This is a genomic window from Paenibacillus sp. 2003 (genome assembly GCF_031455635.1).
GTDB classification, from domain to species: Bacteria; Bacillota; Bacilli; order Paenibacillales; family Paenibacillaceae; genus Paenibacillus; species Paenibacillus amylolyticus_B.
On record NZ_JAVDTB010000001.1, the window covers coordinates 463,885 to 482,610 of the forward strand.

The window sequence follows — 18,726 nt, forward strand, 5'->3', positions numbered from 1 at the left end:
AACGCCATCACATTATTGTGATGGCGTTTTTTTGTGGTGAAATAAATCAGACACATGCATTAATTAATTAAATAATTAGAATTTTTGGATTTGGGGACGAGCTTGGGGACGAATATTCTAGATGTCAAAAAAAGTGCAGTTTGAAAATAAGGAGACCCTTCCGGCTAGATATTGTCCAGCCGGGAGGGGTCACCTTAATTCTGTATACGCTTTCAATTAGCCAGATATTCAACGAACCGTACAGCGATTGTGGCTACTTCGGCGCGGGTGGCGGTGGCTTTGGGAGCAAAAAAGTTGCCCGGTTTGCCTAATACAATGCCGTTGCCTTGTAGCGCCTGAACGGCCTCCAACGCCCAGGAGCTGATCTCACTCTCGTCCGTGAAGGATTTAGAGTGGCTTTCAGGTATCTCATAGTCCTTGTACTTCATGTAATTGTACAGTATCACGAGCATCTGCTCGCGCGTCATCGGTGAATTGGGGTCAAACAGGTCTGCGTTTGTACCGTTGACTATGCCTTTTTCGGCCGCCCACTCGGTTGCCGCCGTGTACCACTGTCCGTCCGTCACGTCGCTAAAGCGGGAACTTGTGTAGCTGGAAAGGTTTACGTTCTCAAGATTGGCCAGTACCTGCACGAACATTGCACGCGTCATTGCGGTGCCCGGTGAGAACGTCGTGGACGTCGTGCCGTTGAAAAGATCGTAAGTGTAGGCGAAATTTATATCGTTGAAGAACCAGTCGTCCATGTTGGCATCCGTGAAAGGATTGCCTGATATCACGAGGAAGCCCAGTGGGGTGGCGTCATCAAACGCCAGTTCCGTACCCTCACGGATGTTCAGCGATATACCGTTGTCTAAGCCGACTCTTGCGCCACTTGGTCCTACCACAACCGCTCCGCCGCTCCGTATCTTCGATCCGCCGTGGAAATACACCTGGTTGCCGTTTGATAGGTTCACATGCGCGTCTTTGCCGCCTACTGTGACCGTACCGTCGCTCGCGATCGTCGAGCCGCCCGAAATGGTCACTGTGCTGTTGCCGCCGGGTAGTGTCACTTCGGCGCTCTTGTCTGCCGGGATAGTTACTTTACCGTTTGAGTCTATCGTTGTGCCTTCGGGTACCTTAATCTTCGTCCCGCCTTTGGTCGCAATCTCGCCTCCACCGGGGAGGGTGGTGTTGCCGTTTTTGTCTGTGACCGCGGGTTTATCCTTCGGTGTATTCACTGTGTAGGTCGACTTCGACGTTTCAGCGTCTGTCCCGGTGTCCGTATTATCGGTGTTGCCCGTATTACCGATGTTGCCGGTATTTCCGGTGTTTCCAGTGTTGCCCGTATTGCCGCCAGAATCAGGCACAGTGGGAGTCGTTGTCTTCCTCGGCGTTGCCGTAGCACTGATTTCCGCGCCGTCGCCCTTCGCGTTCACCGCGATGATGGTGAAGTTGTATCCTTGACCGTTTGTCAGGTCCTTGAAAGTATATTTGGTCTCCGCCGCATCCAGTGTGACCGGCGTAACGTTGCCATACCATACTCTGTAGCCCAATATCGAACTACCACCGTCGTCAGCAGGAGCAGTCCAGCTCAATGTGACCTGTCCGTCACCCGCTGTCGCCTTGAAGCCGCTCGGAGCACCGGGAACAACCGGTTTTCTCTGCGCGAACATCCAATCAAAGACGTCTGTGTAGTCATTGTTCCAAGCCGGCAAGTTAGAGGACTGCGCCGTAGGTGCTATACTCCAAGTTCCCATAGTGATCTGGTTGTAAAGAACCGCCGCTTCAACTTCGTGCGCTATGTAATCAGCCAGAACAGGTGTGTTGGCCGGATTCGGCCTCAGATTCGGCTGATCAAATTGATTGTAGGGCCACGTAAGAGCCTCATTACTCTCAAAGCGCGAAGCCCTCGCGTTGGTCATTTTCGGCATATTGTTATTGATGAAGTTATTGAGGTTTGTCTGGTAACCACCAACATTATGAGCATTTAAAAACATCCAATAGGCCAGGTTGTTGTGAGCGTCATTGTCCTTAGCGTTCGGTGAACCGCTTACCGGGGCCATAGGTGCGGCGGCAGCGAACAAGCCGGGATAGCTGTTAACTAAGTTATTCGTATACTGGCCGCCCCATGAGAAGCCTGCTGTGTAAACACGGTTAGGATCTACTTCACCACTGACAATCAGGGCGTCTATGACCTTCTTAACATTTTCTGTGGAGGGAACAGATACGCCATTATAGGAAAGATTCAGTACATGGCTGGCGTACTTATCGGGATTTTGTTCCATCTTTTTCATTAAAGCGACGGAGCCGTTGGCGGATTTCATGGCGGCTTTTTGGTCTGTCGCAGCGTTTGTGCCGCCGCGTGACATGCCGTGGGTATATACATACAGCGGCAATCCTTTCATCACGTTACCGTCTTCACCCTTGTGAAGGTAGAGCGAACGATTGACCGAATTGTCCGTGAATGTTGTAAATTTATCAAGGATTGGATTCACAACTTTTTCCTGTTCAAAAACCACATTGTGAAGCGGATTCCCTTCTTTCACTACGATTTGGCCCTTTTGAACAAGGGTGTAGACCTGCTTTGTCGAGTTACTGCTGCCATCCAGCGTTGTACTGCCGCCGCTCTCTGAATAAAACTCAGACTCAACAACGATGTAACGACCGCTCGCCAGTCCGTCCTGATAATCTGGTGAATGGCTAATCGGCCCCACATAGCCGCGTACCTTCGGTTCATCATTAGCATACACTCTTGTGATCTTGCGTGGTCCTTCAAAGGTCACCGCTTCGCCGTTCAGGGTCGTGTTCCTAGCCGATAAGGCAAACAAGTCTGGACTAAGCTCGGAGCCTAACGCCGCATTCCCTTCGCCTAAATCAATGATAACAGCCGTTGTGTACTCGCCACTGGCAAAGTTGTCATTCCATACAATAAAGGGAAGTATCCCCGCGTCTGGATCGTTTTTGAATGTCACATGAATGGTATGATCAGCCTCAATATTTGTAAAGGTATAAGTGCTAGCAGGTAGAGTCACGGTCTCGCCGTCTACCGTTACGGTATCCACAATTTTGCCGTAATCGGGGGTAAACGTAATTTCTTTGTTAGAGCCCCGATCTACTCTCAGAACATCGCCGGGTGGGTTCGACATGATTGAGCCGCCCGGTCCCGCAGTGGCGGTAATTGATAATCTGGCGTCTAATTCATTGGCTGGGATGAGCTGCAGGCTGTCTGTAAATGACTCAGAGCTGGTGTAAGCTGCGTCTGGAACTCCAAAAGAGGAAACGACTTCATAGCGGTCAGCTCCCTTTTCCGTCGAGTTATTGATGTAAACCTCAAAGGTAAGCTTCCCCTCCTGTAAGGTCAGAGTTCTTTTTGGTATTCTCATTTCCACGATGTATCCGGTTTCCGTGATCTGGGTCCATGCAGCTCTGCCTGGAGCGGCCTGCCCTGAAAACACGCCCGTCGAGCTGACGCGCCATTGATTCGAGCCTCCGGTTCCGGCACCAACATAAAACTCCAAGCTGTCATACCGGTGATCTGCGCCAGCTCCCTGATATAGATGACTGTCATTCACAACTACGCGGGCATACAGGTAGTCATGATCCCAAAGAATTCTGGCTGTACCCATGGCATGGGGTCTGGGGTCGGTGGGTACCGTGCTTTTGTTGATGTGATGCTCCATGGTTTGGTCCCAGAGGGGATCGTTTGACCCGAGTTCGGGAGTTCCAAAAATGGCGGTGGGTGTTTCATTCGCTTCTGCGTTCTCGATGTTGTCAGCGGCGGCGGCATAACTGGTAGGCATTAGCGACGCCACCATTACCAAGCAACAGAGGAACGCGAGCATTCTGCTAAATCGTTTTGGCATAAATGAAAATCCTCCTTATTTTTCGATCCGGTGCGCCCGCGGCTTACCGCATCGTATTCGGACACGTTGTCCATATGACAAGCGCCCAACTATATATATTATGTTTATCTGGGGTTCAATCCTTTAATTTACACATAAACCATACGTAAACATCTAGAACGGCAGAGATGCCGTTTTATTGTTTTGATAATCTTGTACGCATCTGTGCATGTAGATTGCTTCATATGAATGGTGTTGCAGTCTGCATTCATTTCAAATTGCAATAAAAAAATCCACCTTATTAACAAGAAACTACATTGAATTGGAATGGTGGAAGACGTAATATGAGAAGAAATGTAAGCGCATTCATTTGAGGGTGTTTCTTTAACTCCTTGAACGAGTTGGTCTTGTTTTAAAGCTGGAATAAGGATTGCGTGCTTTTGAATATTAAACGAGGGGAAGAATGCTATGCTAAAGCGGATTTCAATCATAATGTTAGCTTTACTATTGACCTTCAGTAACTGTTTGAGTCTTGTTCTGCCATTTAACAATCAAGCTTCAGCGGACCCCATAACACCAACGATGTTGGCACAGTATCCATTGCTTGAGGATGTACAGGATACATCCGGTAATGGCAAACATGGAACGGCAGTAGGAAACATTACGTATGCTGATGGTCTTACTTTACCTGGAGGAACAGATAGTACTACGAACTACGTGCAGCTTCCTACTGGATTGTTTGATCATCAAGAAAATACAACGATTTCTGTATGGATCAAGAGTAACACGGGGAGCGGGAACTACTCCGCATTATTCTACGGTACGCCAGCAGCTGAAAATAAATTGCCAACGAATTACTGGATGTTTAATCCATCGAATCCAAGTGGTGATTTTAAGTCCGTACTTACGGATCGCAATAATATTGACCAGCCTTGGACGACAGAGGTAGGAGTATCAGGCACTTCTACGTCACAGTACGAAGGTCAATGGGTTCATTATACAACGGTCATTACAGAACGCTCTATTACAGGTTACATTAACGGTGTAAGTATCGGCACGGCCGCCAAAGAGAAAACAACAGCAAGCTTTGGTACGGATTTGCAAGCTTACATCGGTCGCTCCAATTATCTAGGGGATGCTACTTTTGGAGGTAGCTTTCAAGATTTAAGAATTTACGGAGAGGCACTAAGTAGTGAATATATCGCTGAAGTATATGAACAATCATTTAATGAAAAGCAAGTACAACAAGGCAAATTAGAGCTAACGTTAGGTGATGTATCTGCCGTGACAGAATCTCTTGAACTTCCTTCTGCCAATAAGTATGGCGCATTGATATCATGGACTTCCAGTGATGAAAGTGTGATTAGTGCAACCGGGGAAGTGTTCTTACGAGAAATGGAGCAACAAGTGACGTTAACTGCAACCATTTCTTTAGGTGGAAGCCAGGCAACGAAGGAGTTCGTGGTTACCTTACCACCTAAGGATGACTCTACTCAGCAGATTGCCCTTAAAGGTGTTTCGCTTAATGAATCTACACTTCGTTTATCCGTGGGGGACAGCGAGACATTAGTGCCTACAATTTCACCTTCAAATGCAACCAATAAAAGAGTCGTCTGGACATCTAGTGACTCAAGTGTAGCGGTTGTCAATTCAACGGGTAAAGTTACAGCGGTTAGTGATGGTAATGCCACAATTACGGTACAGACTGAAGATGGAGAGTTTACAGCTACATCAGCCGTTACCGTTAAGGGAAATTCGCTAAAAGATGATCTGCTTCTTCATTATGACATGAAAACGACTACAGAAGTAGACGGTCAACTCGTACTAAAGGATGTTGCCAACAAGGAAGTTACCTTTGATGGGATATTTAAAAATCCAAACAATGGACAATTCATTTCAAATAGTGAAGTTGGCTTTATTTCCTTTAATGGTGGAAGCTCTACATCGAACAGTGGATATGTTGAGATTCCTAAGGGCTCCAATGGACTAGATTTATTACAAGGTCTGAATGAAATTACCGTATCTTCCATCGTAAACTGGACGAATGATGGTACGAATCGCTGGATTTTTGGTTTGGGTACGGTGTTAACGCCTGAAACGAACAAATATTTTTTTGTAACCCCACGTCACGGTAGTGGATCAGGCAATATGATTGCCACAGGTATATCCAAAAATGGCTGGCCGAACGAAGCATTAGTTACAGGTAGCGCAAACTCCAACCTGATCGGTGGACAGTGGAAGCATGTAACAGTTTCCTTCTCCGAAGCTAGCAACAAGATGACATTATTCGTGGATGGAGCTAAGGTTGCTTCAGGTAATACGAAGGGACTAAAGCTGTCAGACATTATTAATCCGGATGTTACGTTCTCTGGCTTTATCGGTAAGTCCATCTTCGCCAACGATCCATATCTTCAAGGTAACATGGCTGATTTCCAAGTATATGATCGTGCGTTGACGGAGCAAGAAATGAGCGAGTTATATCAACAAGAAGCAGCAACTCACATCTCCCAAATACGTCAGCTCACTGTTGATGATGCAGCGAATCAACTTGACATCGGTGATTACTTAGACGAGGCAGATCAGAGTGCTGACAAGATAACGAGAAACGTTAATTTACCAACAAGTGGTAAAAATGGTGTAAACATCACTTGGAGTTCTAGTCATCCTACTGTCATTTCTAACAGTGGCACTGTGCAACGTCCGGCTGTTCAAGCAGGTGATGTTCAAGCAGAGCTTACGGCTACTTTAACGTATCAAGGCGTATCTAGAGCAGCTGTATTCCCGGTTACGATCTTGAAGCAATTCGATGATCAGCAGAAGGTTGATCTGGACGCTGAACAATTAGAGATCTACAACGCGGACAATGTTAAAGGGAACTTACGTCTTGTCACTACAGGTGAACAAGGCTCCACCATTACATGGACATCCAGCAGGCCGGCGGTTGTTAAAGGAACGGCTGAAGCGGCTGGTAACGCCACACAATTAGGCTGGGTGAGCCGTCAAGCTACGGATATACCCGTTACGCTAATCGCTACGATTACGAATGGTGCAGCTTCTAAAGAGCTAACGTTTAACGTTACAATTAAAAAAGCAGCTGCGCCAGTAAAGCCTGATGCGTACTTCTTTGCGTACTTTACAGGTGAATATGAGGGTGGTGAAGAGATATCCTTCGCTACAGCGGAAGATCCATTGTTCTGGAAAGCGCTGAATAATGGAAAGTCGATCCTGCAATCGAATATGGGGGAAAAGGGACTTCGTGACCCATTCGTTATTCGGTCAGCAGAAGGTGATAAATTCTATATGCTGGCAACCGATTTGAAAATGGGTGAAAGTACAAATTTCGATCAAGCTCAAATAACAGGCAGTCATTACATGATGGTTTGGGAGTCAGAGGATCTCGTGAACTGGAGCGAGCAGCGAATGATCAAGGTGGCTCCTAAAACTGGAGGAAATACGTGGGCGCCAGAAGCGATCTATGATCCGGTAACTGGAGAGTATATTGTATTCTGGGCATCATCGATGAAAAACACAGAGACATATGGTAACTATAACGGAAGACCGGAAGGTCAGTACAATGTGATGTACTACGCGACAACACGAGATTTCTACACCTTTTCTGAGCCCAAGGTCATGATTGATGAATCACTTCCGACCATTGATACGACATTTATTGAGCACAATCATATGTTGTACCGATTCACCAAATCAGAAGTGAATACGAAAGTGTATGTGGAGAAGGCACCAACGTTCTACTATGACAAGGACGGTATTGCAGCAAATGGCCTTCAATACAACGCTGTTCCAGGGACACGGGATAATAAACTTGGCTTGATCGGGAAAAGTGGAAACAACGAAGGACAAACGATATTTAAGGATATTCATGAAAACAAATGGTATCTGTTCCTTGATTCATGGCCATATCATGTACGTTATACAACAGATCTGGACAGTAGCACGCAATATATAAACAATGTGTTAAGTAGTGATCAATATGCACTTCCGCCAGGACCACGACACGGAACGGTGATTCCAATCTCACGTGCGGAGTATGATGCTTTGCAAGAGAAGTATGCATGGAAAGGTCCAGCACCATCAACAGATCCGGTTGTACATTACTCATTTGATGCAAATACAGTGAATGGTACAACGTTGAATGACATTTCTGGTAATGGTCATCACGCAACACTCGTAGGTGGAGCAACGATTAATGAAGAGGATCGCATCGGTAAAACGGGTGGTGCATTAGAGCTTAATGGATCAACAGGATATGTGAAGCTGCCAGATCACTTGATTCAATCCTTGAATCTGGAGAAGGCTACGTTCTCTACATGGGTTCAAATGGACAAAAATCAGGTCAATCAAAGAATATTTGATTTTGCTTCCGAAACAGGCAGACAGGTTAACCGCAACACCATGTACTTGAGTACACAAGGGGATACAGGTAGTCTGGAGTTCGCTGTCGTAACCCCTTTTACAGAGAAATTTAGCAATGACAGCACGAAACTAGGATCAGATTATAAATATGCAGTGAGAAATGCTGGACTATTACCAACGAAGACTTGGCAGCATGTTGCTATTACAATGGATGAATTTGATGCCGTTTTGTACGTGAATGGTCAAGAGGTTAAACGCAGCTCGACATTTAACGTGGAGCCGAGAATGTTACTGGAAACAACGATGAATTATATTGGTAAATCGAGAAACAGCTCTCATAATCTATTTGATGGTAAACTGGATGATTTCCGTATCTATAATCGTGCATTATCTGTTGAAGAGATTGCAACTTTAGCTAATGAAGACGTTACTCCTCCAGTAGAGCAGCCGTCTGGGGCAGAACTCATTCTCCACTACGATATGAATGATATCGATGGTGCGACGGTTGTTGACCAAACAGGAAAGTTTAACGGAAAATGGATGAATCCGTCTAAAGCAGAATGGATTAGTAAACAAGATGCGGGTGTACTAAGCTTTACTGGTGGCACAACTAACTCCTATGTTGAGCTGCCACAAGGAGTTCTCGATGGATTAACGGATATCACCGTTTCATCCATTGTGAACTGGAACGGTAAAAATGCTGCGGAGTGGTTATATGCATTAGGAAGACCAAACAATAATACGCACTATACGTATTTCACACCACGTTATAACGCTAACGGTCTGGCTCGCTTAGGTATCGCGACGAATGCCTGGAATAATGAGTCTTCAACTTCGACCACGGGCTTAAAGAATAATGAATGGAAAGTAGTTACGACTGTTGTTTCAGGTACAGATGGTACACTAACGCTTTATATTGATGGAGTTCCTGTTGCATCAGGCTCTGCGAATGGAATGACATTAGAACAAATAAAAGATACTTCAGGCAGTAGTGGAAACATTGGTAAGTCATTCTATACAGATGATCCATACTTCGGCGGGTTGATTGCAGACTTCCAAATCTATGATGGTGCTATGACTGCTGCGGATATTAAATCACTTAAGGCTCAGGCAGATCAGAAGATTGCTTTACTGGAGGGCATGCTTGTATCGGCTGCGACAGAGAAATTAACGATTGATGATCTTCTTGCCTCGAATACATCAAAAGATGAGATTATAAGCAATGTAACTTTGCCAACATCAGGTGCTTATGGCACAACAATAAGCTGGACTTCGGATAAGGGGAATGTCATCTCAACTACAGGTGCCGTAACTAGACCAGCGAACGCAACTGGCGATCAAGTTGTAACGTTAACAGCAGTATTTACAGATGGTACAGAGACAGCTCACAAAACCTTTACTTTGATGGTTAAGGCATTGCCAAGCGATGCCACTTCTGTAGATGAAGCAAAAGCAGCACTAGTCGTTCATAACATTACTGATGTGAGAGGTCATCTCTCATTACCAGCATCTGGACTGTATGGAACAACGGTTACTTGGGCTTCTGCTCAACCAAACGTCGTTTTAGTGACTGGTGAAGTACAACGTCCGGCGTACGGTAGTGGAGATGTAGACGTGAAGCTTACAGCTACGATTACATTAAATTCAGCATCCACTACAAAGGAATTTATGGCGAAGGTGAAGGAACGGCCTGCTGATGAAAAATATGCGGGATACTTCTTCACATATTTCACTGGAGAAGGTAGCTCAACAGGCGAGCAAGTTCACTTTGCACTAAGTAACGGCAATGATCCGTTGAACTGGCGAGAATTGAATAATGGTAAACCTGTATTGACCTCTACCTTAGGGGAGAAGGGAGTACGTGATCCATTCATTATTCGTTCGCCTGAAGGTGACAAGTTCTACATGATCGCTACCGATCTGAAAATTAACGGCAATGGTAACTGGGGTAGAGCACAGACATGGGGCAGTCGTTCCATTATGGTTTGGGAATCGAATGATCTAGTCAACTGGACAGATCAACGCATGGTAGAGGTTGCACCGGAAGAAGCGGGTAATACTTGGGCACCAGAAATTATGTACGATAACACAACAGGTGAATATATCGTATTCTGGGCATCAAGAATGTTTGCCGATGCATCCCATACAGGCAGTGCATATCAAAAAATGATGTATAGCAAGACAAGAGATTTCTATACGTTTACGGAACCGCAAGTATATTTGGATTCTGGATATTCCATCATTGACACAACGATGATTGAGCATGATGGAAAAGTGTATCGTTTTACGAAGGATGAGCAAGACAACGGAGCTGCTGCTCCATTTGGCAAGATGATCTTCCAAGAGGTTGGTAACTCGATCTTAGATCCAGCCTTCAAGATGATTAATCAAGGTGTGGGTAATATGAAATGGGTTGAGGGTCCAACGATCTTCAAATCAAATACAGATGAAAAATGGTATTTATTCGTAGATGAGTTTGGTGGAAGAGGTTATGTTCCATTCGAGACAACCAATCTTGCATCTGGTGTCTGGACATTATCTTCTAACTACAATTTACCCGCTAGTCCGCGTCACGGAACTGTAATTCCAATTACACAACGTGAGTATGATGCACTCAGTGGGAAGAACGTACCCGTTAGCGGAATTAGCTTGGACAAAACGACTTTGTCCATCGTAGAAGGTCAATCAGGGCAATTGACAGCTACCGTATTACCAGCTAATGCAACGAAAAAAGCAGTAACTTGGAGCTCTAGCAATCCAGCTGTAGCCACTGTAAGTGCGACAGGTCAAGTAACAGCTGTGGCACCAGGAACAGCAAGCATTACAGTAACTACAGTAGATGGTGGGTTATCATCCAGCGCTACGGTAACGGTAACACCATTGGTTGAACCGACTGCACCAGGAGAAGTGACAAGACCAAGTGTAACAGCAGGTAATCAAAAGCTGACTTTGAAATGGAGTAATCCTACAGACATCGATCTGGTTGCCATTAAGATTACAGGTCTTGGAAATACAGAGTTTAAGACGGTAACGCTGAATCATGCCGCTAGCAGTTATGAAGTCACAGGACTTGCGAATGGTACGCGTTATGAATTCCGTATTACTACGGTAAACGCAGCAGGGAATGAATCCGCAGGGGTTGTGGTATCAGGAACACCACAAGTACCAAGCAGTGGTAATGGAAATGGTGGCGGTGACGGTAATATCCCTGCACCTACAGCACCACCAGCTGCAGGTGGAAATGAGCCAGTGGTAATGGACAACGGTCAAATAAAAATTAAGCCATTCGCAAGTGAGAACAGTGCTTCTAACGTGAAGTTAAGTGCAGATACGGTGAAGCGTGCGCTTGATCAAACAACAGGCGGTAGGCTACAGGTGCGAGTTGAAGGTGATCAAACATTGAACGGGCTAACGATTGAGTTAGCAGTAGATGTGCGCTTAACAAGTGGATCTTCTACGGTAGATCGCATCGAGATCAACACAAGCTCTGCAGTCGTAACCGTGGCAACCGAACTGCTCGGAACAGGAACAAGTGCGGGGAAAACGTTAGGATTGTCGATTAAGAAAATAACAGCTAATCAATTGCCAGCTAGTGCACAAGCGGGGCTAACCGGTGAGGTCGTATACGATATCGAGTTAACGATCGATGGTAAGAAGCTTACAGCGTTTGATGGCAGAGATGATCTCGTGATTGCATTGCCATACACCCTAAAAGCTGCCGAAAATCCAAACAACGTCATCGTATACGATGTGAAGGACAACGGAGAGCTAAGAGTGGTGGCGAACGGTAAATACAATGCGGTAACAGGAAAAGTAGAGTTCAAGCCAACGTATCCAAGCAAATATACGGTAGCGTATGTTGCAACGAGCTTTAAGGATGTTACCCAAGACTGGGCGAAGGACGCGATCTCAGCATTGGGAGCAAGAGGCATTGTGAAGGGTATGGGCGACGGAGAGTTTAATCCGAAGGGTCAAGTGACCAGAGCAGAGTTCATCACCATGCTGATGAATATGTTGGAGTTATCGGATGAGAGTGCAACGACAAGTTTTAGTGATGTGAAGCAAGGAGAATGGTACCATGGAAATATCGCAACCGCGCAGAAGCTGGGGATTGTGAACGGAAAACCAAATGGAAGATTTGGAGTTCATGAGAACGTTACGCGAGAAGATATGGCGGTTATGGTATACAAGGCGATCCAAATGAAGCAACTAGCGTTAGCAAGTGGTGAAGCTACAGCCTTCAAGGATGAAGCAAACATCGCAAGTTATGCGAAGCAAGCGGTAGAGGCAATACGAGGAGCAGGCATAATAAACGGTGTAGGTAACGATGAGTTTGCACCAAAGAAGAGTGCTAGCCGTGCAGAAGCAGCAGTGATGATCTATAATTTGTTGGGTTTGATGTAGACACGTTAAGTATAGGGAGTTCCATTGATTCAATCAGATAATAAAGTTGGGCGGAAGAACTTGTTCCGTCCACTTTATTGTCTGTTTAATCAGTGTTTTTTTTGAAAGCGCTTTAAAATTGCTGTAGACAACAGCCATGTCGGATGATATATTGTTTCTGCAAGAAACAATATTATTTTTTCAAGAAAAATAAAATTAATAAGCGTGTCCATGGTGGGGCGGAGGAAATGATCTCTCGGAGCTTAAGCTTGGACATCACAAAAAGGACGGGGAAAAGATGACTAAAATCGAGACAACAATTCAATCCTTTGACGGCACACAGCTTTATTTCAGCAAGGATACAGTGGAAAATGCCAAAGCCGCTGTCGTTATTGTACACGGATTAGCGGAACATACCGGTCGCTATAATTATGTGACAGAGAAGCTGAGCCAGCGCGGGTTTAACGTATATCGATTCGATCATCGCGGTCATGCCAGATCGGAAGGACAGCGTACGTTCTACAGTGATTTTCACCAGATCATAGAGGATGTTAACGTTGTGGTGGAGACTGCTCTGCAAGAAAGCGGGAATCTTCCGCTGTTTGTCATCGGACATAGTATGGGCGGCTTCGCAACCTCGTCTTTTGGAACGAAATATCCAGGCAAGGTTAAAGGTATCGTGTTATCCGGAGCGCTCACTCGTTACAATACAAAAGTTGCCGGAGAATTGCCTATGGATCTGCCTACAGGCACGTATTTCCCGAATGAGCTGGGCAGCGGCGTATGTAGTGATCCCGCAGTTGTATCCGCTTACGCGAATGACCCACTAGTTGAAAAGCAAATCTCTGTAGATTTGTTTAACAGTCTGGGAAATGGCATAACATGGCTGAAGGAGAACGCTGAGCAGTTTATAGATCCCGTACTTGTTCTGCATGGGGCGAATGACGGACTAGTCAGTGAACAGGACTCTCGTGATTTTTACGGAGATATTGCTTCGACAGATAAAACACTCAAAATTTATGCTCATCTGATGCATGAGATATTTAATGAACCGACCCGTGATGATGTTATTGAAGAAGCCATCACATGGATTGAAAAACGAATCTGATTTCAGTAGAGTAAGAGAGAATCTGAATATGAAAGGGATTACCCATGAAATTAGATTGGATGGGCGACCATCGGGAACTAATTGAGAAAATTATCAAATACGGTAATGCGTACTCGAACACCTATAAGCTGCAGCGAAGTTATGGTACAGACATGATGTTCTCGGCTTCACAGATTCAGACGCTGGAATACATTCTGGAAGCCGAGGACAAAGAAGAGAAGATGTCGGAAATGGCCGCACGCCTGGGCGTAAGCCGCAGTACATTTTCCAAGAACGTGAAGAATCTGACGGAAAAAGGTCTGCTCGAAAAATTTCATTTAAGCGGCAACCGCAAAGACATATACGTCAAACCTTCGATGAAAGGTCGCGAGGTATATGCGAAGTATACCGAATTTGTAAGGGAGCTTTGCTTTGATGAGATTTTCAAGTATGCAGATCAGATTTCAGAAGCGGATAAGCAGAACTTTGTTCGCATCATGGATCTGTTTGCCGACGTGCTCGTCTGGTATGGTGAAAAGGAACAGGAAGCGCGCAAGTTAATCAGAATTGATTCCGATTAGGGCAGCGACTAGTTTCGAGATAAAAGGGATTTTCCTCAGGGCTATTCTGTGGCCTAAAAGGGAAAGTCCTTTTTGATTCCTGTGAAATACGAACCTTGAAATTAAGGGCACCAGCCCATTCCCTCCGCGAATGTCCGTCATACAGTATAAAGTGCTTGATGCAGCAGAGGCTGTAGGACAATTATTCAGCAGGGAGTGGGACGTGTGAAATCATCAACAAAGCTTACCGGACGGGTTATTTATAAAGGAGATCCGGGATATGAAGCGGCGCGCAAGAACTGGGACCCGCATACCGACAAATATCCTAAAGTTTTTGTTTTTGCCCAACGGACGAAAGATGTATCCAACGCTATCCGATGGGCCCGTGAAAACAATGTACCGATCAGGCCGCGGAGTGGCAGACATGCGCTTGAAGTCAACCTTTCACAGGTTAACGGCGGAATTGTGATTGATGTGAGTGATCTTAATTCCATCAAGCTTGATAAAAAAAATGGAACGGTTGTTGTTGGAACAGGAAACCGAGTGGGAAGAATTGCGAATACCCTTGCCAAGCAAGGTTTCATAGCTCCTTTTGGTGACAGCCCTACTGTAGGGATCGGTGGAATTACATTAGGTGGGGGAATTGGGCCTCTCCAGCGTACCATCGGTCTCATCAGTGATAACCTGCTTGAGATAGAGATGGTAGACGCCAAAGGAAAAGTGATTCGGGCCAATAAAAATCATAATGCAGATCTCTTTTGGGCCTCGCGGGGAGGCGGCGGTGGTAACTTCGGAGTATATACCCGCTACAAATTCAAAGTGCGCCGTGCTCCAGCGAAGGCGACTGTATTTAAAATCACCTGGCCATGGGCCCAATTCGAAAAGGTGCTCAAAGTATGGCAGAGGTGGGCTCCCTCTGTTGATACAAGATTGGGCAGCGAGTTATCCATCGGACCGAAAAAGGGTGGCAATGTCGTCATGGAGGGGCTGTTCCTAGGGTCAAAAACAGAGGCACTCCGTCTATTACAGCCGATTACGAGTGTTGGCACACCGACAAGTTCCATTGTTCGATTGTTACCTTACACAGAAGTTGTGAAGTTTTTATTGCTTCCTGATCCGATTGAAACGCAAAGGTACAGTAACCAGTTCTCATCCGGTTTTGGACGAAAACCATTTCCCGATAAGGCCATCAAAACGATGCGGGCATTTTTGGAGAATCTGGAAGAGGGGCCAGGCGGGTTCTATTTCCTGAACTGGGGAGGAGCGGTAAGTCGCAAATCACCTCGATCAACCGCGTTTTTCTGGCGAAAAGAGAAGTTCTATGTGGAATGGACCAGTACGTGGATCAAACCATCCCATGCCGCTAAAAATATTGCACTCGCTCGTAATACTCGCAAGAAATTGCAACCATACATTGTCGGTTCCTATATCAATGTTCCGGATCAAGGGATCAAAAATTCCGGTTTAGTGTATTATGGAGCCAACTATGCCAGACTGCGGAGAGTCAAAGCCAAGTATGATCCGAAAAATGTGTTTAACAATCCTCAAAGCATCACGCCAGCTCGTAGAGCGTAAAGGTAGAGCCATTTATTTTTATCAGCAGCTTGTGTTAATCAGAAGTTGAATTCATCTAAGTACTCATACTAATAACAGTAAAGACACGTCTTTTATGGCGTGTCTTTTTGATTTTTATGGTAGTATAGATGCCAAAACGATATTTGAAACAATACAGTTGCTGTTGGTGACCCTTGAATGGAGGTATGGCTCATGTATGCACCGATCTTATCCACGAAATTATCCATTCCAGTTCAGCGCTCCCATGTAGTCGATCGTCCACGCCTGATTGTCCGTTTGGACAAGGGAATGTACGCCAAACTCATACTGGTCTCTGCTCCTGCCGGATCAGGCAAAACCCTACTAGTCAATCAATGGGTTAAGTCTTCTTCAATACCTACGGCTTGGCTCTCGCTGGAAGAAGCGGATAACGATCTTTCGCGTTTTTTGACATATCTATGTGCTTCGTTACAGACGATTTTCCCCAAACTTGCAGAAGGCATCGTAGGATTTGTTCAAACTTCGGACCCGCCACCTGTTGAGACTGTAATTACATATCTCCTGAATGAAATTTCTGATGTATCCGATCATTTTGTGCTTGTTCTGGATGATTATCATCTCATGACTTCAGAAGTTATCAATCAAGCACTTGTCTACTTACTGAGGCACATACCCCCGCATATGCATCTCGTCATGACTACGCGTCAGCAACCCAAGTTACCTTTGGCTCGACTCCGGGCAAAGGGGGAATTGATTGAATTACGTGGTAGTGATCTGCGTTTTACTTCTGCCGAAAGCAGTGAGTTTTTGGATCGGGTCATGGGATTGAAACTTTCAGAGGAACATGTTGCTCTCCTTGAAAAGCGAACAGAAGGCTGGGTTGCCGGGTTGCAATTAGCCGCCTTATCCATGCAGGGTTCTTCTGATCCGAATTACTTTATGGAAACGTTCAGTGGCAGGGACCCATTTGTACTGGACTATCTAATGGAAGAAATATTACAAGGGCTAACCGAACAGGTACAGAACTTTTTGTTGAAAACGTGCATGTTGGATCGATTATGCGGTTCGTTGTGTGATGCGATCTTTGATATAGGTGAACCAAAGGAACATGAATCCGTTGATTTTACCGGACAGGACATGTTGGAGTGGCTGGAGCAAGCCAATCTTTTCATCGTTCCCTTGGACAATGAGAGGCGATGGTATCGTTACCATCATCTGTTTGCAGATTTATTGCGTAAAAGAGTACACCAGAATTCAAATTACGCCGGCACAGCTGAGACCGATCTGTCTGTTACTGAGATACATAAGCGAGCGAGCATCTGGTATGAGAAGCATCAAATGGAGCTGGAGGCTTTCAATCATGCTGTAGCTGCGGCAGATACTCATCGGGCATCAGATCTGTTGGAAGGTAAAGGTATGCCACTTCTTTTTCGCGGAGGTGCTGTTCCTGCCTTGCAATGGTTGAATTCACTATCCTCAGCAGAAATGGATTCAATACCTTCCCTATGGGTGATGCATGCGGCTGCGTTATTAGTATCAGGACATATGATAGACGTGGAACCCAAATTGCAGTCTGCTGAACAAGCGTTACAAAATATGGAACCTGAAAAGATCAATTCTGATCTCATCGGACATACCGCTTCCATCCGAGCCACGCTGGCTGTCAGCCGGCACGATGCGGATACGATTATTACGGAGTCACTTCGAGCACTCAAATATTTGCATCCTCATAATCTGCCCATTCGTGCAGCAACAGCTTGGACATTAGGATATGCATATCAGCTTCAGGGAAAACGTGTGGAAGCCGAATTGTCCTACGAGGAATCATTATCGAACAGTACCAGGATCGGACATCATATCATCACGATGATGGCGACACTGGGCGTGGGGAATATGCAGGAATTCAACAATCAGCTACACCTGGCGACTGAAGCCTATCAGCAGGTGGTACATATGGCAGGTAAGCCACCGCTACCCATTGCTTGTGAAGCCCATTTGGGTCTGGCGCGAGTTCATTATGAATGGAATAACCTTGATGTGGCGATGTTGCACGCTCAACAGAGTGTGCAGTTGGCACATCAATTTGTCCAAACGGACAGGGTTGTTGCAAGTGAGTTATGGCTCGCCCGAGTGACGCTTGCGAAGGCGGATCTTCATAAAGCTGCTATCATGTTAGATAGAATCAACGAAACGGCCCAACGGTTAAATTTTACAAAGGCGATCCCTGATATTACTGCTGCATACGTTCTTGTGCTCCTTCGTCAGGGCGATCTGAAAAAAGCAATGCGATTATCATGGGACAGAAATCATGCGCTTAGTCAGGCCAGAGTATTGCTGAAGCAGGGGAACACCTTGGAGGCACTTGGTATTATGGAATCCTGTCTTCGCTTGGCCATAACCAAAGGCTTCAAGGATGAACAGCTCAAGGCAACAATCCTTCTGGCAGCTATCCATGAGGAACATGGAAATAGAACACAAGCTCTCGAATTCCTGACTGAGGCCATGACGATGGCAGAGCCAGCAGGCTTCATTCGTGTATTTGTAGACGAAGGTGTTGTTGTGCACAGCCTTTTGAAGAGGATAACAGCACGCGGTGACTCACGTTTATATCTGCTTCAATTACTGGCTGCATTTGATGAAGCTGAGAATATTAGAAGGGAAATTGTTGTGGAAGAGTCCAACATACATCCTTGCGTTTCCAAATTACCGATTGACCCGTTAAGTGCGCGCGAGCTGGAGGTATTACATCTCATTGCACAAGGAAGGTCTAATCGGGAGATTAGTGAGATACTTCATATTGCACTGCCTACCGTGAAAGGACATAACCGGATTATTTTTGACAAAATGCAGGTGAAGCGACGAACCGAAGCAGTGGCAAAAGCGCGTGAATGGAAGCTCCTGTAACTTGTTATTCACGAACGATACTTTAGTATCTAGGGGCCGAACC

The 18,726-nt window shown here is 45.6% G+C and carries 6 protein-coding genes; 5 read left to right on the top strand and 1 reads right to left on the bottom strand.

Annotated elements, in window-relative coordinates:
* Positions 1 to 212 precede the first annotated feature (212 nt).
* On the bottom strand, positions 213 to 3,842 hold the full coding sequence (locus tag J2X75_RS02275) for an S-layer homology domain-containing protein (RefSeq protein ID WP_310334077.1): 3,630 nt from the start codon (positions 3,840 to 3,842) through the stop codon (positions 213 to 215).
* A 471-nt stretch (positions 3,843 to 4,313) separates the two neighbouring features.
* Between J2X75_RS02275 and J2X75_RS02280 the strand changes: the two genes are divergently transcribed.
* From J2X75_RS02280 to J2X75_RS02300, 5 genes are all read left to right on the top strand, one after another.
* The gene (locus J2X75_RS02280) at positions 4,314 to 12,599 is read left to right on the top strand and encodes an immunoglobulin-like domain-containing protein (protein ID WP_310334078.1); all 8,286 of its coding nucleotides are present in this window, start codon (positions 4,314 to 4,316) and stop codon (positions 12,597 to 12,599) included.
* Positions 12,600 to 12,876: 277 nt separating this feature from the next.
* Positions 12,877 to 13,686: an alpha/beta hydrolase gene (locus J2X75_RS02285; RefSeq protein ID WP_310334079.1), complete on the top strand. Its 810-nt coding sequence runs from the start codon at positions 12,877 to 12,879 to the stop codon at positions 13,684 to 13,686.
* Between the two features lie 44 nt (positions 13,687 to 13,730).
* Entirely contained in the window at positions 13,731 to 14,246 is a 516-nt protein-coding gene (locus J2X75_RS02290) for a MarR family winged helix-turn-helix transcriptional regulator (RefSeq protein ID WP_310334081.1), read from the top strand.
* Positions 14,247 to 14,450: 204 nt separating this feature from the next.
* Positions 14,451 to 15,800, top strand: a complete 1,350-nt coding sequence (locus J2X75_RS02295) for an FAD-binding oxidoreductase (protein WP_310334082.1) — start codon at positions 14,451 to 14,453, stop codon at positions 15,798 to 15,800.
* A 192-nt stretch (positions 15,801 to 15,992) separates the two neighbouring features.
* Positions 15,993 to 18,683 carry a winged helix-turn-helix domain-containing protein gene (locus J2X75_RS02300; RefSeq protein WP_310334083.1) on the top strand — a complete coding sequence of 897 codons (2,691 nt, stop codon included), beginning with the start codon at positions 15,993 to 15,995 and terminating at the stop codon, positions 18,681 to 18,683.
* Positions 18,684 to 18,726 lie beyond the last annotated feature (43 nt).